The organism is Lautropia dentalis (assembly GCF_003892345.1).
GTDB lineage: Bacteria > Pseudomonadota > Gammaproteobacteria > Burkholderiales > Burkholderiaceae_E > Lautropia > Lautropia dentalis.
This window is the reverse complement of the sequence record NZ_RRUE01000001.1, coordinates 1,082,210-1,107,314: the sequence shown is the minus strand read 5'-3', so window position 1 is coordinate 1,107,314 and position 25,105 is coordinate 1,082,210. Positions and strand designations below refer to the sequence as shown.

Here is a 25,105-nt window from a genome sequence, read left to right as displayed (position 1 = left end):
CACTCATCTCAGAAGACCCATCCCATGACCGGACAATTTGGCAACAAGGACAAGGCATGGTCGGCACGGTTCTCAGAGCCCGTCTCCGACCTGGTCAAACGCTATACCGCCTCCGTGGACTTCGACCGGCGCCTGGCCGATGTCGACATCCGCGGCTCGCTGGCACACGCGGCCATGCTTGCTGCGACCGGCATTCTGAGTGAAACCGATCTGGCGTCAATCCAGCGTGGTTTTACAACCATTCGTGAGGAGATCGCCGCCGGCCGCTTCGAATGGTCGCTCGACCTCGAGGACGTACACCTCAACATCGAGAAGCGCCTCACCGAACTGGTGGGCGATGCCGGCAAGCGCCTGCACACCGCCCGCTCCCGCAACGACCAGGTCGCCACCGACATCCGCCTCTGGCTGCGCGACGCCACCGACGAGATCATCGCCCTGCTCGCAGACCTGCAGCGTGCCCTGCTCAATCTGGCCGAACGGCATGCCGGCACCATCATGCCGGGCTTCACCCATCTGCAGGTGGCCCAGCCCGTTACCTTCGGGCATCACCTGCTGGCCTACGTGGAGATGCTCTCGCGCGACGCCGAACGCTTTGCCGATGCGCGCAGGCGCATCAACCGCCTGCCGCTGGGCGCCGCTGCGCTGGCCGGCACGAGCTTCCCCATCGACCGCGAGCGGGTGGCCCGCGAACTGGGCTTCGACGGCGTCTGCCAGAACTCTCTCGATGCCGTGTCCGACCGCGACTTCGCCATCGAATTCACCGCTGCCGCCAGCGTGCTGATGATGCACCTGTCGCGCTTTTCCGAAGAACTCGTCAACTGGATGTCGCCGCGCGTGGGCTTCATCGACCTGTCCGACCGCTACTGCACCGGCTCGTCGATCATGCCGCAGAAGAAGAACCCCGACGTACCGGAACTCATCCGCGGCAAGACCGGCCGTGTCTACGGCCACCTGATGGCCCTGCTCACCCTGATGAAGGGCCAGCCGCTGGCCTACAACAAGGACAACCAGGAAGACAAGGAACCCCTCTTCGACACCGTCGACACCCTGGTCGCCACGCTGCGCATCTTTGCCGACATGACGACCGGCATCCAGGTCCGTGCCGACCGCATGCGCCAGGCCGCGGCCGAAGGCTTTTCCACGGCCACCGACCTGGCCGACTACCTCGTCCGCAAGGGTCTTCCGTTCCGCGATGCCCACGAACTGGTGGCCCTTGCCGTGCGCGAGGCTTCCGATGCGGGCGTGGACCTGGCCGGCCTGGGTCTCGCGCGCCTGCAGGCCCTCAGCCCGCTGGTCGGCGACGACGTGCTGAACACCCTCACCCTCGAAGGCTCGGTCGGTGCCCGCAACCACATCGGCGGCACCGCCCCCGAACAGGTGCGCGCCGCCATCGGGCGCCACCGTGCACGGCTCTCCTGACGGACGCATCCATCCCCACATCGGCCCCCAGCCGTAGGCTGACAGGACGACATGTGCAGGCAGGCCCCCAGTCCACGGCGGCAGGGGCTTCGGCACATGTCACGGACTCACCGGCCCCTGCTCCCCTTTGGGCACGCAGAGCGATGCGGCAGGGCCGCCCCCCGGGACGGGCACACAATGTGTCGCCCCCCGTCCCGAAATCGGCACCATCCGTCGCCCCACTGTCGGATTCATGCCGAAGCGCTGCCTGTGACCACCCTTTGTCGGCAGGGTGACATTTCATCGGCCGGGAGGCGGCAGTTATAATCACGGGCTTCTACAGCCATTCCCGGATGAAGCATCGCCCCGCTGGCACGGCCCCGCCGCCCGGCATGCGCGCCCTGCCAGTCCGCATCGATGATCTCAGACACAGAACCCCCATCCCGCCAGCGCAGCGGCATTCCCGTTCTCTTTTCCTCACCCCGCCCCGCCTCCCGTGCGGCCCTCGATGACGCCACCGAAGGCAACAGGCCCCGCGTCACCGTCTGGGCCGGCGGCGGAACGGCCCGCCTGGCCAGTGCCGCGGCCAGCGGTCTCACCTCGGTCGGCATCGACGTCATCTCCACGCACGCATCGCGGAGACACTGATGGACGCTGCCCTGTTGCTGGGCCTGATCGTACTCAACGGTCTCTTTGCCATGTCGGAAGTGGCGCTGCTCACGGCCCGCAAGGCCCGGCTGCGCAGCCAGTCGGCCGAAGGTGACAGGGCGGCGGCTGCAGCCCTCGCCCTGGGCGAAGACCCGACACGCTTTCTCTCCACCATCCAGATCGGCATCACCTCCATCGGCATCCTCAACGGGATCGTCGGTCAGGCGGCCTTTGCCGAACCACTGGCCCGCTGGATGATCTCGCTGGGTCTCTCGAAAAGCTCGGCCGAATGGCTGGCCACCACGCTCGTGGTCGTGCTGGTCACCTATGTCACCATCCTCATCGGCGAGCTGGTGCCCAAGCGGCTGGGCCAGATCAGCGCCGAAACCGTCGCGCGCCTGGCCGCCCGCCCCATGGGCCTGCTGTCGCTCATCTCGCGGCCATTCGTGATGGCGCTGACCGGTTCGACCAACCTCATCCTGCGCAGCATGGGCGTCGATCCGGATGCCGTGCACAAGGTCACCGAGGAAGAAATCCATGCCCTGCTGGCCGAAGGTTCCGAATCCGGCGCCATCGAGCAGAGCGAGCACGAAATGGTGCGCAACGTCTTCCGCCTCGACGAGCGGCAGATCTCCTCGCTGATGGTGCCCCGCAGTGACGTGGTCTACCTCGACATCGAAGACCCGCAGGAAGAAAACCTGCAGAAGGTGGCCGAGCACGACCACTCGCGCTTCCCGGTCTGCCGTGGCGGCCTCGACGACATCATCGGCATCATCCACACCAAGCAGCTGCTTGCCCAGTCGCTGCGCGGCGAAAGCATCGACTTCTCGCAGAACCTGCAGGAAGTCCTGTATGTGCCCGAAACCCTCACCGGCATGGAGCTGCTCGAGAACGTCCGCAACTCCAACACGCAGATCGCCCTCGTGCTGGATGAATTCGGCGAGGTACAGGGGCTCGTCACCCTGCAGGATCTGCTCGAGGCCATCACCGGCGAATTCACCTCACCGGATGACGACGACAGCTGGGCCCTGCAGCGTGCCGATGGTTCCTGGCTGCTCGATGGCCTCATCCCCATTCCCGAACTGAAGGACACGCTGCAGCTGCACAGCGTGCCCGAAGAGGAAAAGGCCCGCTACCAAGCACTCTCCGGCATGATCATGCTGCTGCTGGGCCGCATGCCCACCACCGGCGACACGCTCGACTGGGAAAACTGGCGCTTCGAGGTGGTGGACATGGACGGCAAGCGCATCGACAAGGTGCTGGCCACGCCCATCGTCACGCCCGACAAAACGCCCTGCGACGACAGCAGCAGCGCCGCCGAACCCGACGGCCATCACCGCTCCGGCGATGACGACCCGCGCGAACCCGGCGAACGCACGGAATAGAACTCGAGACCATGAAAATGCCCGCATGATGTGGAACCATCCACATCATGCGGGCATTCTTCTGGACAGCCTCACTTGCTGCTGGCCATCCGCTTGGGCCGCCAGCCGCCGCCCAGTGCCTTGTACAGGTCGATGGTGGCCAGCAGATTTTCCAGACGCAGCTGCACGGCCAGATCCTGCGCCTGGAACAGCGTGCGCTGGGTATCGAGCAGCGCCTGCATCGTGTCGCTGCCGGAGCGGTAGCGCGACTCGGCCAGCCGCACGGCCTCGCGACCATGCACCAGCACCTCCTGGTGGGCTTCCTGCTGCTTCGCACTGCCCTGCAGCGCGTTCAGCGCATTTTCCACATCGCCCAGCGAGCTGATGATGGACGCACGGTAATCGGCCAGCAGCTCCTCGCGGCGCGCCAGCGACAGGTCACGCCCGGCGGCCAGCCGGCCATTGTTGAAAATGGGGGCCACCAGACCGGCCGCCAGGTTGTAGATGGGGTTGTCCAGCACGTCGCGCACGCGGTCGCTGCCCACCCCGTAGGAGGCCGTCAGCCGCACCGTGGGCAGCATGGCGGCGCGTGCCACCGTCACATCGGCATCGGCCGCGGCCAGACGGCGCTCGGCCGCCGCCACGTCCGGACGTCGCGTCAGCAGGTCGGTGGGCAGCCCGGATTCGACCGTGGGTGCCTTCATGGACGACAGCGACACCGCGCGCACCGTCAGCTTCTGTGGCGGCCGCCCCAGCAGCACGGCCAGCGTGGTCAGGCTCTGGTGCTCCTGCTGCTGGCGCAGCGCCAGCACCTGCCGCAGGCTGGCCACCAGCGTGCGCTGCTGCGCAGTTTCCTGCGCGGACGCACTGCCCACGCGGTAGCGGGACTCGACCAGCCCCAGCACCCGTTCGGCCGCGGTGAGGTTGTAGCGGGCAATGGCCACACGCTCGCGCCACGCTACCGTGCGCAGGTAGCTCTGCGCCGTGCTGGCCATCAGCGTGAGCAGCACGGCATCGTGGGCAAATACGGCCGCATCGCGCGAGGCCATGGCCGAAAGACGCGATGCACGTTTTTCACCCCATATATCAACCTCGTAACTTGCAGAAAGCCCCATTGTGTAACTGCGTGTAGTGGGCTCACCCACGTCCTTGTCGCGCGAGGCATTCACATTGCCCGTTACCTCGGGTAACAGGCTGGCCCCCGCCATGCGGGCACGTGCATCGGCCTGGCGCACCCGGGCGGCAGCGGCGGCCACGTCATAGCCACCCGACTGGGCCAGCAGCACCATCTCGATCAGCTCGGTGCTGCCAAAACGCTGCCACCACGAAAAATTGGGTACACCCTCGGGAGAAATCTTGACCTGATCGCCCCGCTCGCCCCAGCCGGACGGCATGGACACGCCCGACGACGTCTGTTCGACCGGCAGCGCACAGCCACCGAGGAGGAGTGAAGACACCACCATCGATACCAGGGTTTTCTGCCAGATATGCGTGTTACGTTTCATCATTCACTCCCCAATGCCACCACCGGATCCAGTCTCGCGGCCTGCCGCGCAGGCATCAAGCCGAAAAGCAAACCTGTTGCCAAGGCGCAACCGAATGCAAGCAGAATCGACCGCACAGAGAATATTACCGCGACATCCCACGCAATCAGAAACATTCCAATCAAAATTCCGATCAGAACGCCACCAGCCCCCCCCACCAGCGACACCACGGCCGCCTCGCTGAGAAACTGCCGCTGGATGTCACGCTGCCGTGCACCGATGGCCATCCGGATGCCGATCTCGCGGGTCCGTTCCTTCACGCTCATCAGCATCACGTTCATCACACCGAGCCCCCCCACCAGCAGCGAGATGCCCGCTATCAGCGCCAGAACCATGGTCTGGCGCTGCATGGCCTCCTCGTTCGACTTCACGGCTGCAGCGTTGTTGCTGATGTAGAAATCCTTCGTGTGGCGGGCCTCTTTCAGCGCCGCCTCGATGTCCGCCGCCGTCTGGTTCATCTGGTCCAGCCGGTGGATCTGCACCGAAATCGTGCTCAGATCCCGCTGGCCAAATACCCTTAGACTTCCTGTGGAATAAGGGATCAGCGCCACGTCATCATCCTTGGGTTCACCGCTGATCGAACTCTTCTCGGCCATTTCGCCAATGACGCGAAACGGCAGTCCGTTGAGCTGCACATACTGGCCAATGGCATCTGCGGCCGGAATGTCCGGAAACAGCCGCTCGCGCGCCACCTTGCCCAGCACCACCACCGCCGCCATCGACTGTTCGTCGGCCTTCGTGAAGAACATGCCCCGTGCCACGCGCCAGTTCAGCAGGTCCTGCGCGTATTCGTTGACGCTCCACACCTCCATCTGGCGGGAATGTCCCCCCGCACGCAGCACGCCGTCGCGCTGCAAAAAGGGCATCGCAAGGGTCACATTGGGTACGCCCAGCACCGTTTCCACGTCCGTCTCGTACAGCGTGCCGAGGCGGCCCGTGACCTCGTCCACATCGGGCACCACGTACATCCGGTGCGTGCCGTAGGCTGCCAGCTGTTTCAGCGTCCGGTCATTGTTGCCCTGGCCAATGGCCACCAGCACGATCACGGCACTCACGCCGATCACGAAGCTCAGCAGCGTCAGCATCGTCTTCAGGCGGCTGACCCACAGTCCACGCCAGGCGCTCTGCATCTGCGCCCCCAGACCGCGCCACCAGGGCACCGGCGTGCGTGCGGCACGCCGCAGCCGGCGCATCGTGGCCTCGATGGACGAGGCCGATGACGAAGCCGGTTTCGGGCTGCCCGCACTGCCGGCCGCCCCGCCTGTCATGGTTTGCCCGGCCGTCCTGGTTTGCCCTGCGGTTGAAGTTTGCCCCGCAGTTACCGTTTGCCCAGCGGTTGCAGCTTTCCCTGCAGTTACGGTCTGCCCGGCCGTGACGGTTCCTCCCGCCATGACGGCCTGCTCCGCCGCTTCGACCTTTCCGGCCCTGCCGAGCGGGTGGGACAGCACCGGCGGCGGTACACACTCGCCACTGTCTTCCACCACGCGGCCGTCATGGATGCGCACCACCCGGCGCGCCTGGTCCGCCACCTTCTGGTCGTGCGTGATCAGAATGACGGTGTGCCCGGCATCGGCCAGCTCATTGAGCAGCTTCATCACCTCGGCGCCACTGTGACTGTCCAGCGCGCCGGTCGGCTCGTCGGCCAGAATCACGTGACCGCCATTCATCAGCGCCCGGGCAATCGACACCCGCTGCTGCTGCCCCCCGGAAAGCTGCCGGGGCCGGTTGGCCACCCGCTGCGTCAGGCCCAGCCGTGCCAGCAGGCGAATGGCCCGTGCCATGGCGGTTTCGGTCTGCGTACCCGCATACACCGACGGCACCAGCACGTTGCTCATCACATCCAGCGTGGGAATGAGGTGATAGCCCTGAAACACGAAACCGAAGGCCTCGCGCCGCAGCATGGCCAGCGAATCGGGATCCAGCCGCGCCACATTGATGCCGGCAAAATGGTAGGTACCGGACGTGGGCTTGTCCAGGCAGCCCAGAATGTGCATCAGCGTGGACTTGCCGGAGCCCGAAGCCCCCACGATGGCCACGAACTCGCCCACCCGGATGCGCAGGGAAATGCCGTGCAGCACCGTCACCGGCGGTGCACCGTCAGTTCCCCCGTACTGCCGCCGTATGTCGTTCAGCTCGATCAGCACGGCGCCCGACGAAGTCTGCCCGCTCACCATCGCACTTTCTCCGAGTCTTCGGCAGGCTTCACACCGGTCACCAGCACGTCGCCCTCGTTGAGCCCCGACACCACCTCGGCCTGCAGCCGGTCACGCACACCCACCTTCACGGTGCGCTGCCTTTGCGAGCCATTCTCGAGAACCTGGGCCTCGAAGGTATTGCGGTCGGCCGTGGGCTTCAGCGCCGCCAGCGGTACCACCAGCGCATGGCTGGCCGCGGCCGACACGAAGAACACCCGTGCCGTCATCTGCGGCATCAGCGCGCCGTCGGCATTGTCCACATCGAACAGCGCCGTGTAGGCCACCACCTTGCCCGACGCCGGCTGGGCGCCTTCCTGCCCACCCGCGCCTGCAGCCGCCGTCACGGGCTTGTTGGGCGGCGCCGGCAGTACCTGCCGCAGCGTGCTCTCCCAGCGGCGCGGCTGACCCTGCGCGTCCATCAGGCCCATCGTCGTGAAATACACCGGCATGTCCACCTTCACGCGACCAATATCGGCCTCCGACACCTCCGCCCACACCGTCATGCGGGAAAGGTCCGCAATGCGCATCACCACCGGTGTCTGGTAGGCCGCATTCAGCGTCTGCCCTTCCCGGGCATCCAGTGTCACCACCGTGCCGGACATCGGCGCATAGATGCGCGTATGCCCCAGCTTCGCCTCGCTGCCCTTCAGGCGCGAGGCCGCGCCTTCGATCTGCGCCGTCAGGCTCTGCACCCGCGCCTGCGCAATTTTCAGGTTGGCCTCGGCCGTCTGGAAATCCTCCATGCGGGTCGAGCCATCCGCGGCCATGCGCCGCTGGCGGTTGACCTTCTGCTGGGCCAGCGTCAGTTCGGCCTGCCGCTCGGCCAGCTGCGCACGCAGACTCTGCAGGTTGGCGCGGTCTGTATCCACCTCGGCCTGCTGGATCGACGGATCGAATTCCACCAGCAGGTCGCCCTTTTCCACGTTGTCACCGGGCTGCACCAGAATCCGGCTGATCTGGCCGGACACCTGGGCCCCCACGTCCACGTAGCGCTGCGGCTGCAGCGTACCCAGCGCCGACACCGTACTCTCGATGTCCGTGCGATGCACCGTCATCGTCTCGAGCGTATCGGTGTTGCGGAAAAAGGCCCACCACACCGCCACGGCCTGCAGCAGCAGCACCAGCACCACCAGCACCACACGGCGCCGTGTGGCCGTACCCGGTCCACGCAGGCGCATGGCACGCAGCGCACGATCCGCAGAGCCGCCGGAACCATGATCGGCATGGGCGGGCGCTGCCTCGGTCACCCGGCCATGCCCGTGCCGGACGGCCTCCTGCCGTCCCACGTCGCCGCGCAAAGTGTCGGCATGGCGCGCCTCGGCGGCCCGGGACACATCGGCCCGGCCTGCCGCCGCGTGAGCACCATTGCCATGAGCACCATTGGCGTGACCACCCTGGGTGTGGGCACCCTGGGGATGCGCATCATGGGCATGACCCTCATCGGCATGAGCGACATCCGCCTGTGCGACATCCGCATGCGCAGCGTCTGCGGCGCCCGCCTCCGCAGGACCGGCTTCTGCAGGAACTGCATCACGGGCAGCGTCTGCGCGGGCTGCCTGTGCTCGCGCGGCATCCTGGCGGGCCGTACCGGTCCGGGATGCGCCGGTCTTCACCGCGGCGCTGGCCGCAGCGGAAACATCGGCACCCTGCACTTCGTCCCTGGCGTCGTCATCGACGCTGGCCGCTTTCTGCCTGCCTGCGCTGACCCGGTCGGCCTCCGCCCGCCTCAGCGCCTGCGCCCTGGGTGTCCCCTGGGATACCTTGTTTCTTGCCATCACACCCCTCCCCTGGCACTGGGTTGCAGATGTCCTGCATCCGCATCATGAGAACCTGAATTGCTCGTCGGCATTGCCACCTGAATGGCCTTTCTGTCAAAGGAATGGACAGCCTCACCGGAAGCTGCCGCCACGGTGCCACCGGGAGACCCGATCGACACCACCTGCCCGTGCGCCATTCGCACCAGCCGGTCGGCCAGATGGAAATAACGGTCATCGTGACTGATCACCAGCACGGTCTTGCCCATGGCACGCAGCTCGGGCAGCAGCTCGCCATAGAACGTTTCACGGAAAACCGGGTCCTGATCGGCCGCCCATTCATCGAAAACCAGAAAGGGACGGTCTTCCAGGCAGGCCACCACCAGCGCCAGCCGCTTGCGCTGCCCCTGCGACAGCGAACGGGTCGTGAACGCGCCGTTCCGGATCTGTACCTTGTGCTCCAGCCCCAGACGCGCAAGCCATGCATTGCCCCGCTCGTCGAAGGCCGGCGACACACCGTCCAGAATGCTGTCGAAGAGATGAAAATCGGAAAAAACTGCTGAAAACGTCTGGCGATAGTGGTCGCGGTCGGCGTCCGTGACCGGCACGCCATCCACCAGAATCTGCCCGGCCTCGGGCCGGTACAGCCCCACCAGCAGCTTGGCCAATGTCGTCTTGCCGCTGCCGTTGCCGCCCACCAGATACACCAGTTCGCCCGGTGCAAAGGCCAGATTCACCGGCCCCAGCATGAAGCTGCGGCTGTTCGCCTCGTTGTAGTACTGGTGCTCCACGCCCTGCAGCGCCAGCGAGCGGAAATGCCGCGCCTCGTGCGACCTCGCCACATGTTCCTGCTGCGACAGCCCCGCCACCGTGTCTTCCATGTGACGGGCGGAAATGATGGCCAGCTTCATCGTCGGCAGCGAGCCCAGCACCGACTCCAGCGGCCCCACCATGTACACCAGCAGCAGGGCAAAACCGGTCATCACCTGCACCTGCCCGGACACATCGCCCACCAGAACGAAGAGAACCAGCCCGATGAACAGGTAGATCAGAAACTGGTGCCAGACCGACGAGATGATGTAGATGGTCATGCCCCGCGAACGCTCGTGCTGCACCTGCCGGATGGAGTCGTACATGTGCGACTGCAGAAAACGCTCGCGCTTGCCCAGATGCAGCCGCAGCTCCTTGGCCCCGCTGAGCAGCCCGTGAAAGAACGCCAGCATCCGGTCCTGCGCCTGATCGGCTGCATCCAGATGCGCAGCCGCCCGTGCATCGGCCCGGTAATAGATCAGCAGCCCAATGCCGATGACCGCCACCGCCAGCAGGAAAATCCACCACGACAGCACGGCCATGTACACCAGCCCGCCCAGCACGATGGCCAGGTTGGTCAGCAGCAGCGGCAGCAGCCCGAAGAAATACTTGATGTTCTGGGTGTGCTCGGACATCGAGGCCTGCAGCCGCCCCCAGCCCGTCATTTCCAGCGAACGGTAATCCGCCTGGTTCACCTGGCCAGCCAGATAGATGCGCAGGTCGGCATGAATGCGCTGCCCCAGCCGCTCCAGCAGGATCTGCCCGGCCGACTGGAACACCATGGCCAGCACCGCCACCAGCGCAAACTCCAGCCCGAGCTGCGTCCGTTCGGACGCCGCAGAAGCCGAGATCACCTCGTTGATCAGCACCAGCATGCGCACGCTCAGCAGCCCCCCCGCCACGCTGAGCACGGCACAGGCCAGCAGCCGGGGCCAGAACTGCCCCAGCAGATACCGGAAAACAGGCCGGTTCCGGATGGCGGCTGCCGGCCCCTGCATCATCCCCCCGGTCACTGGCGCCCCCCGGTCGAGAGCACCACGCGCGACAGCACCCCGTCACGCCGGATCTGCTCTGCGGTAAACGGGAACGGCAGCCAGCGCCGCTGCGCATAGCGCACCACCGGTGCCACCACGCTGCCCCGCAGCGCTGCGTCCGGCATGCCGGTGCCCGGCGCCGTCACCAGGCCGCTGGATACCGCCGTCATGGCCTCCTCGTCCTGTCCATGGGCGAGCAGGGTACGGGCGTGCACACCGTCGTCGGCAAAATGCACCAGCTGCAGGTAGCTGTTGCCCTCGATGCCGCCCTCTTCGGCGCCGCTGTCGCAGAACACCATGAAATAACCGTATTCGTCACAGCCGCCAAATTCCGGCACATACCCGTCCATGGTGGACACCACACGCGTGGCCGACAGCGGCGCATCGGGCGCCAGCCCGGCCGTGCGCATGTCTTCCACGGCCTCGGCCATGGCCGCACGCAGCGGGGAACGGCGCAGTTTTTCACCGGCGGGGGCTTCCTGCAGGGGTTTGGCCGGATCGGCCGGCGCACCGGTCGGCACACCCGTCACGCCCCGTTCCGCCGCCCGCCCGAAGGCACGCCACACGGCCTCCCACAGCAGCGCCCCGCGCGCATCGGCATCGGCCCTGCCCGACCAGGCCGACAGCACCTCGCACGCGCGCCGAACCCCGGCCTGCGCACCTTCCTGCGCCGCACCGCTCTGCGGTGCCGCCTCGCCACAGGCGGTCTCCAGCACCGCCGCCCGATAGCGGCGGGCCGAATACGGTTCGGACGTCAGCAGCTCGCGCGCCAGCCGGTCACCCAGGGCGCGTGCCGAGCGGACCGGGCGTTCCAGCTGCGACAGGGCCAACTGCTGCCCGAAGCGCGCCCGCATCTCCAGCGTGTCCGGTTCGCCGCCCATCACGGCCGGAAAGCCCGTCAGCGGCGCATGGGCGTTGGTCAGCCAGTACGAATTGTTCATGTTGGCCACGTAATCCTGGCGCAGCAGGCCGGGCATTTCCTGCGCTGCCAGCCTGGCGGCGGCAGGATCCTTCGAACCGCCGCCCGGCAGACACGCCTGCCGGCTGCCGTCCAGCACCGGCAGGCCGATTTCCTGCATGATGGCCTGCATGTCGGCCCCCGGCACCACACAGCGCTGCACCCAGTCATCACGCTCGGCCGGCACGGCCCCCAGATCGCCATACCAGACCCGGCCCTCGCCACGGCCGATGGCCAGCGTATTCACCCAGGGCGAAGCCAGCATCTTGCGCTGGATGCCGATGAACGCGGTCAGCGAGCCGGCCTGGTTCCAGGCCAGGTACTGCGCAAACACCTGGTCGTTGCCGGCATTCACGTCGCGCAGCACGAAAGCCTGCCGGTCGGTGGTCTTCAGGGCCGGGCTCAGAATGCCCAGGCCGATCAGCGGCCCCATGCCGCTCTGGCGGAAGGTACGCCGCTCCGTGCGGATGCGCCCATCCTCGCCACGGACCTCGATGCTCACCTCACGCTGCGACAGGCGTGGCCGCGCCTCGTCCACCCGGTAGCGCGCGGGTTTGCCGCCCTCCAGCTGCAGGGCATACAGGCTGAAGCGGCGCGCCGTGGACACGGTGTGCGTCCAGGCCACCTGCTCATTGAAGCCGACCATCACCAGCGGAACGCCCAGAAAGCCCGCCCCCGCCACATTCAGCGTTCCGGGAATGGTCAGATGCATCTGGTAGAAACGGTCCGGCCCCGACCAGTACCAGTGCGGATTGCCGAACAGCACGGACTGTCCCTCACCGGTCACGGCCTCGCCAAATGCCATGCCGTTGCTGCCCAGCCACGGCGCATGCCCGATGCGCACACGCAGCATCCGGCGCAGCTCCTCCGCAGCCGCCCTGCCGGGCTGCGGTACCACGGTTCCGTCCACCGCCGCCGATGCCGACGGCATGTCCGGCGCATCGTCCGCAGGCGCAGCATCCACACCGGCCTGCCCGTCCACGGGCGCTGCCGCGGCTACCAGCGGCGCAATGAAATGCACCAGCCCGCCGCCCCACTGGGCGGCCAGCATCCGGCGAACCACATCCGCGGCCGTAATGGGCCTCACCCACGTCTGCTCCAGGCAGGCGCGGTGGTGCACCTTCGTACTGCCCTGGCGTGCCTGCTGCAGGTACTGGTTGTAACCGGCCGCGTAACCTTCGGCCAGCGCATCGAGCTGGGTGGGCTGATGCTGCTGCCAGCTGCGCACCGCGTCATGCGTGGCAAACGCGCGGAAGAAGAAATCCAGCTCCCGGTTGGTGGGGCGACCCAGCATGGAACTGGACGCCGGCCGGCCATCACCGCCAAATTCGCGCGAACGGCCGCCGGCATACGTCAGGAAACCCTCGGCCAGCGTGCACAGCGCATCTTCGGCCTGTGCATAGCCGATACCCCGCCCCAGATCGCGCCAGTTCTGCGCACGAATGTGCGGAATGCCATCGGTGGTGCGCTCGATATCCACCACCCCGGCCACCGCGGCTCCCTGGGGGAGCAGTACGGACAGCAGCAGGGGCAGCGTCAGGCGCCGGGCCCCGGAAGGCAGGATATTCAGCAAAGTGGCACGACGCATAGCACGGAAATTCAGTGGATACGCCCGGACATGCCGGCCAGCAGGGCCAGACCATGAGACAGCGCCGGGAACAGGCTCTGGTGGAAGTTCTTCCACCGCAGTTCGAGAATGGTGTCGTCCGGTTCGATGGGGGTAGACAGCACGTCCCAGAGCACGGGGCCGGAATCGATGCCGCCATCCACCACGTGGAAAGAAGCACCGGTTCGGTAAAGAGGCGTAACCGGCCGTGACTCCATTGTCTGCCAGTTCAACACCTTCTGGCCACGTGCGCCGTAAAGTGCATCAAGCGTTGCCGTGGCACCACGGCGCTCGTACGGCGAATCGGCCCGCGTGACGCCCGGATGGATGTTGAACACCCGGTTGTGAAACACCGCGCCAGGGCGCACCAGCGCATCCAGGATGAGAATCAGGCCATCCACCACCACCAGATCGGCCTGCAGCGCCAGCAGGCGCGCCTCCAGCCGGCGCTCGAATTCCGCCTTGCCCGCGGCCCGGCCGGCCGTATCGGCCGCAGGCAGCGCACGGTAGGACGAAGGCAGGTTCTCCATCAGGTCGCGCAGCGCACGCCCCTGTACCTGCAGGTCGGGCGGACAGATCCAGTGCTCGCCCTCACCGGGCGCAAACCCGTAGCCACCGACCTTTTCCATGTCCCGCGCATAGCCCGGCACATCGTCGTAGATCACGCCTGCCAGCGTGTAGTACCGGCCCAGCGCCGTCTGCTCCAGCTGCCCGACCAGATACTCCAGCGGGGACTTCATGTAACAGCGTTCGCCCCGACAGGTGACCCATTGACCGGCCTGATCGGCAGCGGCGTTGCGCAAAGACATCAGATAAACCAGCCGCTTTGCAGCCATCGACCCACCTTTGTCAAGATATCAACAATTGGCGACACATGCACCAACACCCGAATCAATTAGACGGAACGGGCCGCTTTTTGTTCAATATACGTATCTAAATACTACATCATTAAACAAAAATCGTGCAGATTCGTCCAGTAGTGACAGAGACTCCATGGGCCGATGCCTGCCCGGGGGGCCTCATCCCCTTCCTCATGTCCTCACAGGCCAGCCCTGACAAGGAGAATCCATGACCGTGCATGACGCAATCGGCGTCGGCTTCGGCCCTTCCAACATGGCCATCGCCATCGCCCTGGAAGAGCGCCTCCAGCAACGCCATCCGGGGCAGCGCGCCCGGGACGCATTCAACGCGGTATTCCTCGAACGGCAGCGCACCTTCTCGTGGCACCCGCAGATGCTGATCCGGGATGCCGACATGCAGGTGAGCTTCCTGAAGGATCTGGCCACCCCCCGCAACCCGCGCAGCCCCTACTCGTTCATCAACTACGTCCACCAGCAGGGGCGCTTCAGCGCGTTCTGCAACCTCAAGAGCTTCAACCCCAGCCGGGTGGAGTTCAACGACTACCTGACGTGGGCCTTCGACCAGCTGCGCGACTGGGCCAGCACCGGCGAGACCGTGACCGCCATCGACCCGGTGGTGGAATCGGGCCGCGTGACCCTGCTGGAAGTCACCTCGCACACGGCAGAGGGCGAACGGATCAGACGGCGCACCCGCAACCTGATCACCAGCCTGGGGGGCTCCCCCCGCGTGCCGGCGGCCTTCCAGCCGGCCATGGCCGATGCCCGGGTCTTTCATTCCCATCACTATCTGGCGGGCCGCAGCCGGAACCCCGGCGCGCGGCGCTACGCCATCATCGGTGCCGGCCAGAGCGCGGCGGAAATCTTCATGGACCTGGCCAGCGACGAAGCCAACCACGTCGATCTCGTCGCCCGCGCCTACGCCCCCCGACCGGCCGATGAAACCCCCTTCGTCAACCGAATCTTCGACGAGGAATTCATCGACCATTTCTATCAGCTGGATGCGGCCCAGCGCGCGGCCTTCCTCGAAGCCTTTCACCACACCAACTACGCGGCCATCGACGTGGACCTGCTGCATGCCATGAACCGGCGCCTGTACGAGGACCGGTTCCTGCATCCGGACAGGCTGCGACTGCGCATGCGGCACGAGGTTTCTGCCGTGGTGCCACGTGCAGACCATGTGGAACTGGTGCTGACCGACCTCAACACCGGCCGCCAGTACCAGCAGGCCCATGACGCCGTCATCCTGGCCACCGGCTACGAGCGCTCGCTGCACCAGAAGCTGCTGGGCGAGATCCGGCCGTACATCACCGATTTTTCGGTGGACCGCCACTACCGGCTGAAATCGGTGCGCGAATTCGAACCCACCGTGTTCGTGCTCGGTTCCAACGAAGCCACCCACGGCCTGAGCGACACCCTGCTGTCGGTTGCGGCCATCCGCGCCGGACAGATTGCCGACACGCTGCTTGCCTCGGCCGGACAGTTCGATGGTCCGGACAGCCTCCCGGCCGCTTCATCCGCCTCCAGACAGCACCATGCCCGCCATGAATCCGAAGCCTCCCCATCCCTCTGAAGCCGCGCAGCTTGCGGAGCGCGTCCGTGCCGTGCTGCCGCAGATCGGGGCCCGGGCCGCGCAAACGGAACAGGACCGCATGGTGCCCGCAGAAAACATCGCCCTGCTGAAGGCAACCGGCCTGCACAGGGTGTTCCTGCCCAGGGCCTACGGCGGATACGAAGCCCCCCTGCCGGTACTAACCCACTGCCTGATGGACATTGCCGGCGCCTGCGCCAGCACCGCCTGGGCATTTGGCCTGATGTGCACCCACCACTTCATGCTGGCGCATTTTCCGAAGCGGCTGCAGGACGAGGTATGGCTGCACAGCCCGGATGCCACCGCCAGCAGCAGCATCGCCCCGCTGGGAGAGCACGAGGAAGTGGACGGCGGCATACGCCTGTCGGGCCGCTTTGGCTGGAGCAGTGGCTGTGACCACACCGAATGGGCCATCGTGGGCGTGAATCGCCCGCAGGCCGACGGCAGCAAAACGTACTGCCTGGCCGTGCTGCCACGGCAGGACTACACCATCGACGACGACTGGGACAGCGCCGGCATGGCCGGCAGCGGCTCCAAAACCCTCGTGCTGGACCAGGTGTTCATCCCCGACTACCGCATCCAGCCCATCGACGACATGCTGCGTGAAGGGAAATCGGCCGGAATATCCGCCCACCCCGACAGCCGGCTCTTCCATGCGCCGTACCGCCCCTACTTTGCCAGCATCTTTGCCGCCATCGGCCTGGGTATCGCGCAACGGATGCTGGACCTTTTCGTGGAAAAAAACCGCAATCGGCGGCACGCGTACAACAGTATCGCTGTTGGTACGCAGCATCACATTCTGCAGAAACTGGGCCAGTCGGCCCACCAGATCCGTGCCGCGCGCGCGCTGATGGAAACCTCGTGGCTGGACCACCAGCAGCACGCCGAAGCCCAGCGTTACCCCTCGCAGGAAACCGCCGTGGCCTGGCGCACCGACCAGGCTTACGCCGTCAACCAGTGCGCCGAGGCCGTCAACCGGCTGTTCATCGCCTCTGGCGCCTCGGCATGGCCGCACAAAAACCCGCTGCAGCGGCTTTTTCGCGACATGAACATCACCGCCGCCCATGCCTACACCAACTACGACCTGTGCGCCGAAGCCATGGGACGCGAGCTGATGGGGCTGGCGCCGGACCCCGCCGTTGCACCGGCGCCCTGAACCACATTGTCAAGTTTCATGAAGTTTGAGAAACATTTGCGATCATCTGGTTACGTTTTGCAGGTTGCCAATCATATTGATACGCATATATGTTAGGTCTGCAGAGACCACAACTATGTGTTAAACGCCCCTCGGGACGGGGCCCGTATCGGGATCTGCGCCGGATTTCCCTTAACTCTTTTGCTCAAGGAGATGAGCCCACATGAAACCTAAGCATTTTTCCCTCAGACCGCTGGTCGTCAGCCTTGGCGCGTGTGGGATTCTGTTCTCCGGAAGCGGCATCCACGCCCAGGAAGTATCAGATGATGGCGCCATCCGCGCCACCAGCGACGATGGTGCGATTCGTGCAACGGGTGACGACGGTGCCATTCGCGCCACCGGCGATGACGGCAGCAGCGGTTCCGGCCTGAAGGTCAAGGCGGCCACGCTGCCGGAGATCAACGTGACGGATCGCAGCCGGGATGTGAACCAGGTGAGTGGGTATGTGCCGACCAACTCCTCGGCGGGCACGCGGACCGAAACGCCGATCAACGAGATTCCCCGCTCGATCAGCGTGATTGGTGCCCAGCAGATTCAGGATCAGAATTCCCGCAGCCTTTCTGAAGCCATGCGGTATATGCCAGGGGTTTCTTCCGGAAACTTCGGTGAGGATCCTCTAGGCGACTGGATCCAGATGCGCGGCTTCGGTACCCGTGCCTTCCAGGATGGGATTCCTGACATCACTGATACCTCTGAGAAAGGGGACGTAAGGGACGAACCTTTCCTGTATGAGCGGATGGAAGTGCTGCGTGGCCCAAGCTCGGCACTCTCTGGTCACAACAGCCCGGGGGGGATCATCCACCTGGTCAGTAAGCGTCCACAGGCCACCAAGTTTGGCGAACTGAACGTCAGCTACGGAACCTACGACACAAAACTGATGTCACTGGACTCCACCGGCCCACTGGACAAGGATGGCCAGTGGCTGTACCGGGTGATAGCCTTGGGTAGCAAGGGTGGCGCCCAGGTACACCACGCCAAAAGCGAGCGCGCCGTCTTCAAACCCATGCTGACATGGGTTCCCACCGCACGTACCAATATAACGGTATTTGCTGAATATCAGCGTGACTACAACAACACCGTGCAGGGGTACCTGCCGCGGCTGGGCACCCTTCAAAACCGCGCCATTGGCAAGATCTCTCCCCGCCTGTTCGTCAGTGAACCTGATTTTGATCGCGCGCGCGGCATTCGGAAACGTGCGGGCTGGGAGGTGAACCAGCAACTCAGCGACAACTGGAGCATGCGTCACCATCTGCGCTTCGCCAAGAACGAGCGGATTCTGAATACCATGTATCCCAACTATTCACTGATGGATGAGGTCTGGGTAAACGAAGATGGCGAGGTTGACATTGAAAACGGTCAGTACATGCAACGTACCTTCAGCCATGAGTCAGGACGCAGAAACTCATTGACTGGAGACCTTCTGTTCCAGGGCCATTTCAACACGGGAAGCATGAAGCACAACGCGTTGATTGGTTTTGACATGAACAACATCCATGGCACCACCAGGTCTATGGAAGCGGAGGCGACACCTCTCAACGCCTATGACCCTGTGTATGGGGGTTACGAGTTACCGGATCTCTCTGAGATTGATCCTCAAACCAAGAAATTCAAGGCATACGGTATAACACTTCAAGACCAGGTCAAGCTGACGGACGCACTGTCCATTACTGGTGCGCTGCGCTATGACCGCGTGGAGCAGAGACTCACAAGCCCCGGTCAGGAGAAAAATGCCGTAACCAAACAGAACGACCACAAAGTCAGTCCCAACATCGGTGTGGTTTGGGATGTCGGTGGAGGCGTTTCACCGTACATCAATTATGCGGAATCGTTCGAAGCACAGTACGGCACCAGGCTTGCAGATGGAGGACTTGCCAAACCCACTGTCGGAAAACAAGTTGAAGGCGGTGTGAAATGGCTCTCGCCCGACAAACGCATTCTCCTTACTGGCGGAGTGTTCAACATCAATCAGAAGAACGGCGTTCTTGACGACCCAAATAACCCGGGCTACAGCATCCAGAATGGCAAAATCAAATCCAGAGGCATTGAGCTTGAATCCGCGTTCAATCTGAGAACGGTGAATCTTATTGCTCAGTACACCTACAACCGCGCCTATAATGCGGTTGTGGATGAGGCAACAGCAAATAGCCTCAAAGCTCAGCTCCAGACAATTCCAAAACACACTGCGGCCATTTCGGCAACCTATCGCTTCAGTGACTTTGGTCTGCCCAATCTTCGCGTGGGCGCAGGCGTCATCTACAAGGGCGAGATGGGCGACGGGTCCAACGACGGCGTCAAAGTTCCGTCCGTGGTTACAGGCGATCTAATGGCGAGCTACGAGGTCAACAACGTCACGTTCGCGCTGAACGCCAACAACGTGAGCGACAAGAAATATGTCGCCTACTGCAGCAGTGGCGGAGACTGCGGCTGGGGATCACGCCGTCGTATTACCGGCACGATCACGTATCGCTGGTAAGCATACGTTGTCATGAACCGCAGCACTCCCGCGCGAGAGTGCTGAAAACGCCGGTTGGCCAACTTGGCTGCCGGCGTTTTTTATTGCCATAAGCAAACCCGGCATCTTTTCAACCACCACTTATACCAGAAAACTATTGACGAATTGATACGTTTTCGTATAATTGAAACGCTCAGCAGTTAAACCTTCATTCATACAATAGGGTCTTCGCGGATCAGTGTGGATGACCTGGAGGGTGGAATCGGCGTTTGATGCCTGAAATCAAGGGCTTTACAGCGCAGATGATGATGTCGTATCGTGTATCGACACTGGATCGAGGTGCTGTGCATGAAAACAGGTCGCAGTCTGAGGGAGCTTTTGTCCGTTCCCGGCTTCGTGGCATCGGCGAAGTTGAAGGGAATCTTCGGGGACCCCAAGGCGAGAGTCGTGCAGCTGAGACGCCGAAAAAAACGGCCATTTGCTCAAATTGCGGGCAGCGCTGCCGGGGGCGTTACGACCAGCGGAGGTGCCGTGTGCGGGATCTTCGGGTGGCAGACTGGGTGGTGTACCTGGAGTTCGAACGTTGGCGGGTACGGTGTTCGGGGTGCGGCGGCGTGCATGTAGAACGGCTTGACTGGCTGGCGCAGAATCCACGCTATACCGAGCGCTTTGCGCTGCATGTCGGCAGGTTGTGCACGAGCATGAGCAACAAGGCCGTGGCAGAGCTGGAGCGGCTTCACGACAGCACGGTGAAGGATCTGTCGAAGCTGTACATGCAGGAACAGGTTCGTCGTGCCGGTCGGCTCAGGCCCAGAGCGATAGGCATCGATGAGATAGCGGTCAGAAAGGGGCATGACTATCGCGTGGTGGTCAGTGATCTGGACCAGGGCAGACCGATATGGATGGGCGGCAACGGACGCACGCAAGCCGATGTGGAGCAGTTCTTCGCCCAGCTGGGGAGCAAGGCAAGCGATGGCATCGAGCTTGTGGTGATCGACATGTGGCGCCCGTTTCGCAACGCGGTGCGCGACAAGGCTCCCAACGCAGCGATCGTGTTCGACAAGTTCCACATCATGCGGCATCTCTCGAAGGCGCTCGATCAGGTCAGGCGCGACGAGTACAAGCGTCTGCAAGGCAAGGACAGGTCGTGGATCAAGGGGCAGCGCTATACGCTGCTGTCGGCGCAGGAAAACCTGACGCTGGAAGGCCGGCAGGCACTCAAGAAGCTGCTGGCAGCCAATCGGCGGCTGAACACGGCCTACCTGCTGAAGGAGTCGTTTGGGCAGCTGTGGAGCTACAGAACCGAGCGCGGTGCCAGGGCGTTCTTCGAGCGCTGGAAACAGAGCCTGCGATGGCAGCGTCTTGAACCGTACCGAAAGTTTGCCGAAATGATAGAGCGGCACTGGGATGGCATTGCCGCCTACTGCCGACCCGAGAACAAGGTCAGCCTGGGGATGGTGGAGGGGCTGAACAACAAGATCCGGGTCATTCAGCGCAGTGCTTACGGATACCGGGATGAGGACTATCTGAGGCTCAAGGTCATTGCCAGTTTCCTGCCCCCGCTACCCGAAAACGCCCGATTGCACCCACACTGATCCGCGAAGACCCATACAATATAGGTTTGTTGCTGGAGCATGACTCTTCATTTCACAGGAGAAAATCAAATGAAGAAGCTTATGACAATTGCTGCCATGCTACTTCTGGCAACTTACAATGCACACGCCACCAGCAACGGAGACAACGCACTAGAAAATGCCTATGCTTCAGAACAGAAGATATCACTTCCTACGCTGGGATTAGGCAATATTGTGACCCCTCCAACCGCAATTCAACCAATGCATTACAATTCATGCATATTGCGAGTAAGAGCAATGCCTGGTGGTGAAAAAAGGGCTGGGGCACGCGACTATTGCCGTAGGGCGCATATTGAGTACATGAAGCTCCGTCGAAAATAAGTCGCAAACGGTTGTCAATTACATTGTTCAGCCCCTGCGCCAAAACAGCTATCCACTTAATGCAGGAGGACACCTGTTTTGGCGCGAATGGAATGCAATGCTTGAACCATAAGTTGATGAGTCAGCCCTGAACAACCCAGAATCCGCCAGCCAGCCCGTCGTTGAACGGGCTCCTGGGGTGAAAGTCAAGTTGTTCGATGGATCATGCAGCCGTCTGTCCGTTACTGCACGGATTGGTGACTGCCTGAGCCACGCTGCCACGCTCCGGGTTGAACGTGACTATCGTGATGGGTTGTCAGTTGCGGATGTTGCCTGACCAGCGTAATGGTGTCTGGCTACGCGCCGTCTGGTACAGACGGTGCCGGGCCTGCAAAATGTCCACATCCAGCTTTCATGAGATGGATATGATGTCCCTTAGCAGAACTTCCGACCGGATGATACCTGCATGATCTTCTGACAGAACCCTTTCTGTACATGTATCGCTCTTCATCCATCCCGTAAACGCGCTTGCGTGCTCGGAACGTGCTGCCCCCGCCCACCAGATGTTCATGGACGCGCGAATATGAACGCCTTCGCACGGAGCATTGCTGGCCTTGTGCAATTTCCATGAAGCAGCAAACAGGTCGGAAAGTTCCCCGCTTCCCAGCTGAAGTTCTTTTCCGTCCATATCCTGGCCGTCAGGCAAACGGGGAAGCCCTAACTTCCTGACGTGCTCCGTCAAAGCCCTCACCCATTCAGCGGTGAAGGTCTCATCTCCCAGATTCCTTACCTCATCCAGCCAGGCAATCACATTCCTGTCGCAAAGCGCAGTATTCGCCCCCTCCTCAGAAACCAGGCTTTGCACATACGCACGGACGAAATCGACGGGCGAAATATCTTCCCGATCCAGTGACTGGATATACGGATCGATTGCCCCCACCCAGGCAACCTCTCGTTCCTCGTCTTCCAGCACCTTTGCGATGAGTGGCGCCAGCGCACCACCCAGTGACCAGCCAGCAACTCTTACGGCGCCCACTGGCTGGATTTTTCTGATGGTTCTGGCGTGCAGATGGGCAATCTGCATCATGTCACCCGGCACACGAGCGGCATCCAACGAAAGCCCTATGACGGGACATTTGTCCACCAACGCCTGTGCCAGCGTCACGTAATCCAGCACACTGCCACGCCCCTCATGCACCATGAAGAGCGGTGCTGCGTTCGGCACGGCGCAGCGATTGAGGCTTACCGCCAGGCGTTCGAGGCCGTCCGCATGCAGCCGGGAGTATTCGTGTCCATGGCCATCTTCGGCCACATACCCCGCAATCGTCTGGGTTTTCAGCAACCGCGCCAGACTGGCCTCCACAGCCAGGCCGCTGTTCTTGATTCTGCCAACGAGCGTCAGCGCAAGCAGCGAGTGGCCGCCCAGCTCGAAGAAATTGTCGTAACGGCCCACACGCTCGATACCCAGCACTTCGGCCCAGAGCTGCGCGAGCTGCGTTTCCAGTTCGCCTTCAGGGGCCTCGTACGCATCACCAGCGTCGAATACCGGTTCGGGTAGTGCCCGACGGTTGATCTTGCCGTTGGCGTTGAGCGGCAGCCTGTCCAGCACCGTAATGACGGATGGCACCATGTAATCCGGCAGTGCCGCCTTCAGCATCTGACGAATGACGGCTCCGTCCAGTATTCCGGATACACCCTGATGTGCCGCACCCGTGCCTTCCGGCACATCACCAGACACATAGCCCGCCAGCTGCGTGCCCTGCGAGGTTTCGCGTGCCACCACCACGGCTTCGCGCACGCCGGGCAGTTTGAGCAGCTGCGATTCCACCTCACCCAGCTCCACCCGGAAACCACGTACCTTGATCTGGTCATCGATCCGGCCCAGATACTCCAGCTGGCCCCGTTCGTTCCAGCGCACGATATCGCCAGTGCGGTACAAACGGCTGCCGGTTCCATGGATAGTGCCATCGCCTGCTGCACATTCATAACCCCCGGCATCAGCACGCTGCTCCGTTCGAGAGACATAGCCTTCTGCCCCCTGAATCTGCTGAGACTGCGTGAAGTCATCAACAAACGGATTGGCAATGAACCGCTCGGCCGTCAGCTCCGGCCGGTTCACATAGCCGCGTGCCAGCAGCTCGCCACCGATGTACAGCTCCCCCACCACGCCCATCGGCACCGGGTTCAGATTGCCATCCAGCACGTGCACCTGCCGGCCCGGCAGTACCTCACCAATCGGCATCTGCACCGGCAGCGGCAGCTTTCCGTTCACGAAGGGTGCGCAGTCCTGCACCACCGCTGTTACCGTCGCTTCCGTCGGACCATAGGTGTTGAGCAGCCGGATGTGCTGCATCCCGGCACGGCGCCATGCGCCGATCACTTCCGGTGGCATGGCCTCGCCGCCGGCATGCACCTGCCGCAGCCGGCCGTAGTCCTTAACACCCCGCTGGGCAAAATCCTGCACCAGCAGTGACCAGTAGGCGGTAGTCAGGTCCACCACCGTGATGCCATCGGCCAGCAGGTGCTCGTGGAAGGTCTGGCTGTCCCAGATGTCCCGCCCGCGAATCACGATGCTCGCCCCAGCGCTCAGCGGGCCAAACACCTGTTCGACGAAGCCGTCGAAGTTCATCGTCGAGAACTGCAGCATGCGCTCGGCAGCCGTCAGCCCAAAGAAGCCGATGGAGACTTCGGCATGGGCCGCCAGTGCGGCATGGCTGATGGCCACACCCTTGGGCATGCCGGTGGAGCCCGAGGTGTAGATCACGTAGGCCAGGCTGTCGGGGGCAAGTGTCACGAACGGGTTTTCGCTGGACGCATCTTTCCCGATTTCTGCAATATCCAGCAGCCCGACACCCTCCACCCTCGGCAGCGCATTTTGCAGATGTGCCTGCGTCAGCACCCAGCGCAAGCCGCTGTCGTACATCATGTGCACCAGACGGTCTGCCGGATAGGCCGGGTCCAGCGGTACATAGGCACCCCCCGCCTTCTGGATGGCCAGCAGGCCGATGATCATCTCGGGTGAGCGCTCCACCGCGATGCCGACGCGCGTGTCTGCGCCCACACCGAGGGCGATCAGCGCATGGGCGATCCGGTTGGCGCGGGTGTTGACTTCCGCGTAGCTCAGCGACTGCCCCTCGAACACCAGGGCCACGGCATCGGGCGGTTCGGCCGCATGGGCTTCGAAGCGGCGGAAGGCAAAAGGCAGCGCGTTCAGTTCGATTTCACCGAATCTGCCAACCGTCCCGACCGCAGCGGCCGTACCGGCCAACCCATCTGACTCAGCCGATTTTTCCGCTTCGGCCGCAGCATTTCTGTGCTCTGCTGCCACCCCATCGATGTGCGAAGCGATAACGCTACTGCCTTCGCGCATGCCATGTCCCAGCACGGCCAGCCGCTGCGCTTCTACTTGCGGCAGCACCGACAGCTCGGCCAGCGGGCGTGTTTCACCACGCTCAAGGCGCTGCACCAGCGCTTCCACCGCCTGCTGCATGTACCCTGCCATACGCGCCGCACCGATGCGCAGATCGATCTGCGGCACCAGCGTGAACCCATCGCCCGTCTCGTCCACCGACAGGTCGAACGGGTAATTGGTACGCTCCTCGCCACCCAGCACGCTCATGCCAGCCCAGGCCTGATCCTGCCCGTCGGCATGGCTGTCCGGCGCCATGTAGCGGTAATTCAGCAGGGCCGTGAACAGCAGGGCACCAGCCGGCACACGGCTGCAGCGCTGTGCAAGCGGCAGACTTGCATGTTCGTGCTTCAGCA

At 63.6% G+C, this 25,105-nt stretch carries 15 protein-coding genes (1 of these 15 only partly in view); 8 read left to right on the top strand and 7 right to left on the bottom strand.

Annotated elements, in window-relative coordinates:
* Positions 1–24 precede the first annotated feature (24 nt).
* The 3 genes from argH to EHV23_RS04135 all read left to right on the top strand — a co-directional run bounded on the left by argH (position 25) and on the right by EHV23_RS04135 (position 3,431).
* Complete coding sequence (gene argH, locus EHV23_RS04145) at positions 25–1,419, top strand: argininosuccinate lyase (RefSeq protein WP_125094831.1); 1,395 nt, start codon at positions 25–27, stop codon at positions 1,417–1,419.
* A gap of 396 nt (positions 1,420–1,815) precedes the next feature.
* Positions 1,816–2,046: a hypothetical protein gene (locus EHV23_RS04140; RefSeq protein WP_125094830.1), complete on the top strand. Its 231-nt coding sequence runs from the start codon at positions 1,816–1,818 to the stop codon at positions 2,044–2,046.
* Positions 2,046–3,431, top strand: a complete 1,386-nt coding sequence (locus EHV23_RS04135; RefSeq protein WP_125094829.1) for a hemolysin family protein — start codon at positions 2,046–2,048, stop codon at positions 3,429–3,431. The genes EHV23_RS04140 and EHV23_RS04135 overlap by 1 nt, the downstream gene beginning before the upstream one ends.
* A gap of 71 nt (positions 3,432–3,502) precedes the next feature.
* Here the strand turns inward: EHV23_RS04135 and EHV23_RS04130 are convergent, their stop codons facing one another.
* From EHV23_RS04130 to EHV23_RS04105, 6 genes are all read right to left on the bottom strand, one after another.
* The gene (locus EHV23_RS04130) at positions 3,503–4,918 is read right to left on the bottom strand and encodes an efflux transporter outer membrane subunit (RefSeq protein WP_238990269.1); all 1,416 of its coding nucleotides are present in this window, start codon (positions 4,916–4,918) and stop codon (positions 3,503–3,505) included.
* Positions 4,915–7,128: an ABC transporter permease gene (locus EHV23_RS16365; RefSeq protein ID WP_125094828.1), complete on the bottom strand. Its 2,214-nt coding sequence runs from the start codon at positions 7,126–7,128 to the stop codon at positions 4,915–4,917. Before EHV23_RS16365 ends, EHV23_RS04130 begins: the two co-directional genes overlap by 4 nt.
* Positions 7,122–8,327, bottom strand: coding sequence for an efflux RND transporter periplasmic adaptor subunit (locus EHV23_RS16470; protein WP_125095509.1), 1,206 nt, complete (start codon positions 8,325–8,327; stop codon positions 7,122–7,124). Before EHV23_RS16470 ends, EHV23_RS16365 begins: the two co-directional genes overlap by 7 nt.
* Before the next feature lie 596 nt (positions 8,328–8,923).
* Positions 8,924–10,714 carry a cyclic peptide export ABC transporter gene (locus tag EHV23_RS04115; protein ID WP_238990268.1) on the bottom strand — a complete coding sequence of 597 codons (1,791 nt, stop codon included), beginning with the start codon at positions 10,712–10,714 and terminating at the stop codon, positions 8,924–8,926.
* 8 nt (positions 10,715–10,722) lie between these two features.
* Positions 10,723–13,293: a penicillin acylase family protein gene (locus EHV23_RS04110; protein ID WP_125094827.1), complete on the bottom strand. Its 2,571-nt coding sequence runs from the start codon at positions 13,291–13,293 to the stop codon at positions 10,723–10,725.
* A gap of 11 nt (positions 13,294–13,304) precedes the next feature.
* On the bottom strand, positions 13,305–14,147 hold the full coding sequence (locus tag EHV23_RS04105; RefSeq protein WP_125094826.1) for a formyl transferase: 843 nt from the start codon (positions 14,145–14,147) through the stop codon (positions 13,305–13,307).
* 232 nt (positions 14,148–14,379) lie between these two features.
* Between EHV23_RS04105 and EHV23_RS04100 the strand changes: the two genes are divergently transcribed.
* From EHV23_RS04100 to EHV23_RS04080, 5 genes are all read left to right on the top strand, one after another.
* Positions 14,380–15,741, top strand: coding sequence for a lysine N(6)-hydroxylase/L-ornithine N(5)-oxygenase family protein (locus EHV23_RS04100; protein WP_125094825.1), 1,362 nt, complete (start codon positions 14,380–14,382; stop codon positions 15,739–15,741).
* The gene (locus EHV23_RS04095; protein WP_125094824.1) at positions 15,713–16,915 is read left to right on the top strand and encodes an acyl-CoA dehydrogenase family protein; all 1,203 of its coding nucleotides are present in this window, start codon (positions 15,713–15,715) and stop codon (positions 16,913–16,915) included. Before EHV23_RS04100 ends, EHV23_RS04095 begins: the two co-directional genes overlap by 29 nt.
* Positions 16,916–17,117: 202 nt before the next feature.
* Complete coding sequence (locus tag EHV23_RS04090; RefSeq protein ID WP_125094823.1) at positions 17,118–19,427, top strand: TonB-dependent siderophore receptor; 2,310 nt, start codon at positions 17,118–17,120, stop codon at positions 19,425–19,427.
* Between the two features lie 251 nt (positions 19,428–19,678).
* Positions 19,679–21,001 carry an ISL3 family transposase gene (locus tag EHV23_RS04085; protein WP_203228864.1) on the top strand — a complete coding sequence of 441 codons (1,323 nt, stop codon included), beginning with the start codon at positions 19,679–19,681 and terminating at the stop codon, positions 20,999–21,001.
* A gap of 69 nt (positions 21,002–21,070) precedes the next feature.
* A complete protein-coding gene (locus EHV23_RS04080; protein ID WP_125094822.1) occupies positions 21,071–21,361 on the top strand; it encodes a hypothetical protein in 291 nt (96 codons plus the stop codon).
* A 391-nt stretch (positions 21,362–21,752) separates the two neighbouring features.
* Here the strand turns inward: EHV23_RS04080 and EHV23_RS15920 are convergent, their stop codons facing one another.
* Positions 21,753–25,105: the 3' portion of a non-ribosomal peptide synthetase gene (locus EHV23_RS15920; protein WP_238990267.1), read on the bottom strand. 4,687 nt of this gene lie beyond the right edge of the window; the window shows 3,353 of its 8,040 coding nt (coding positions 4,688–8,040); its start codon lies beyond the right edge, outside the window; the stop codon is at positions 21,753–21,755.

Excerpts from the sequence above, each read along its gene's own strand:
- EHV23_RS04090 (WP_125094823.1), top strand. The coding sequence starts at position 17,118 with ATGAAACCTAAGCATTTTTCCCTCAGACCGCTGGTCGTCAGCCTTGGC.
- EHV23_RS04095 (WP_125094824.1), top strand. The coding sequence starts at position 15,713 with ATGAATCCGAAGCCTCCCCATCCCTCTGAAGCCGCGCAGCTTGCGGAG.
- EHV23_RS16365 (WP_125094828.1), bottom strand. The coding sequence starts at position 7,128 with ATGGTGAGCGGGCAGACTTCGTCGGGCGCCGTGCTGATCGAGCTGAAC.
- EHV23_RS04085 (WP_203228864.1), top strand. The coding sequence starts at position 19,679 with ATGCCTGAAATCAAGGGCTTTACAGCGCAGATGATGATGTCGTATCGT.
- EHV23_RS04135 (WP_125094829.1), top strand. The coding sequence starts at position 2,046 with ATGGACGCTGCCCTGTTGCTGGGCCTGATCGTACTCAACGGTCTCTTT.
- EHV23_RS04140 (WP_125094830.1), top strand. The coding sequence starts at position 1,816 with ATGATCTCAGACACAGAACCCCCATCCCGCCAGCGCAGCGGCATTCCC.
- EHV23_RS04110 (WP_125094827.1), bottom strand. The coding sequence starts at position 13,293 with ATGCGTCGTGCCACTTTGCTGAATATCCTGCCTTCCGGGGCCCGGCGC.
- EHV23_RS04080 (WP_125094822.1), top strand. The coding sequence starts at position 21,071 with ATGAAGAAGCTTATGACAATTGCTGCCATGCTACTTCTGGCAACTTAC.
- EHV23_RS16470 (WP_125095509.1), bottom strand. The coding sequence starts at position 8,327 with ATGCGCCTGCGTGGACCGGGTACGGCCACACGGCGCCGTGTGGTGCTG.
- EHV23_RS04100 (WP_125094825.1), top strand. The coding sequence starts at position 14,380 with ATGACCGTGCATGACGCAATCGGCGTCGGCTTCGGCCCTTCCAACATG.
- EHV23_RS04105 (WP_125094826.1), bottom strand. The coding sequence starts at position 14,147 with ATGGCTGCAAAGCGGCTGGTTTATCTGATGTCTTTGCGCAACGCCGCT.
- argH (WP_125094831.1), top strand. The coding sequence starts at position 25 with ATGACCGGACAATTTGGCAACAAGGACAAGGCATGGTCGGCACGGTTC.
- EHV23_RS04115 (WP_238990268.1), bottom strand. The coding sequence starts at position 10,714 with ATGATGCAGGGGCCGGCAGCCGCCATCCGGAACCGGCCTGTTTTCCGG.
- EHV23_RS04130 (WP_238990269.1), bottom strand. The coding sequence starts at position 4,918 with ATGATGAAACGTAACACGCATATCTGGCAGAAAACCCTGGTATCGATG.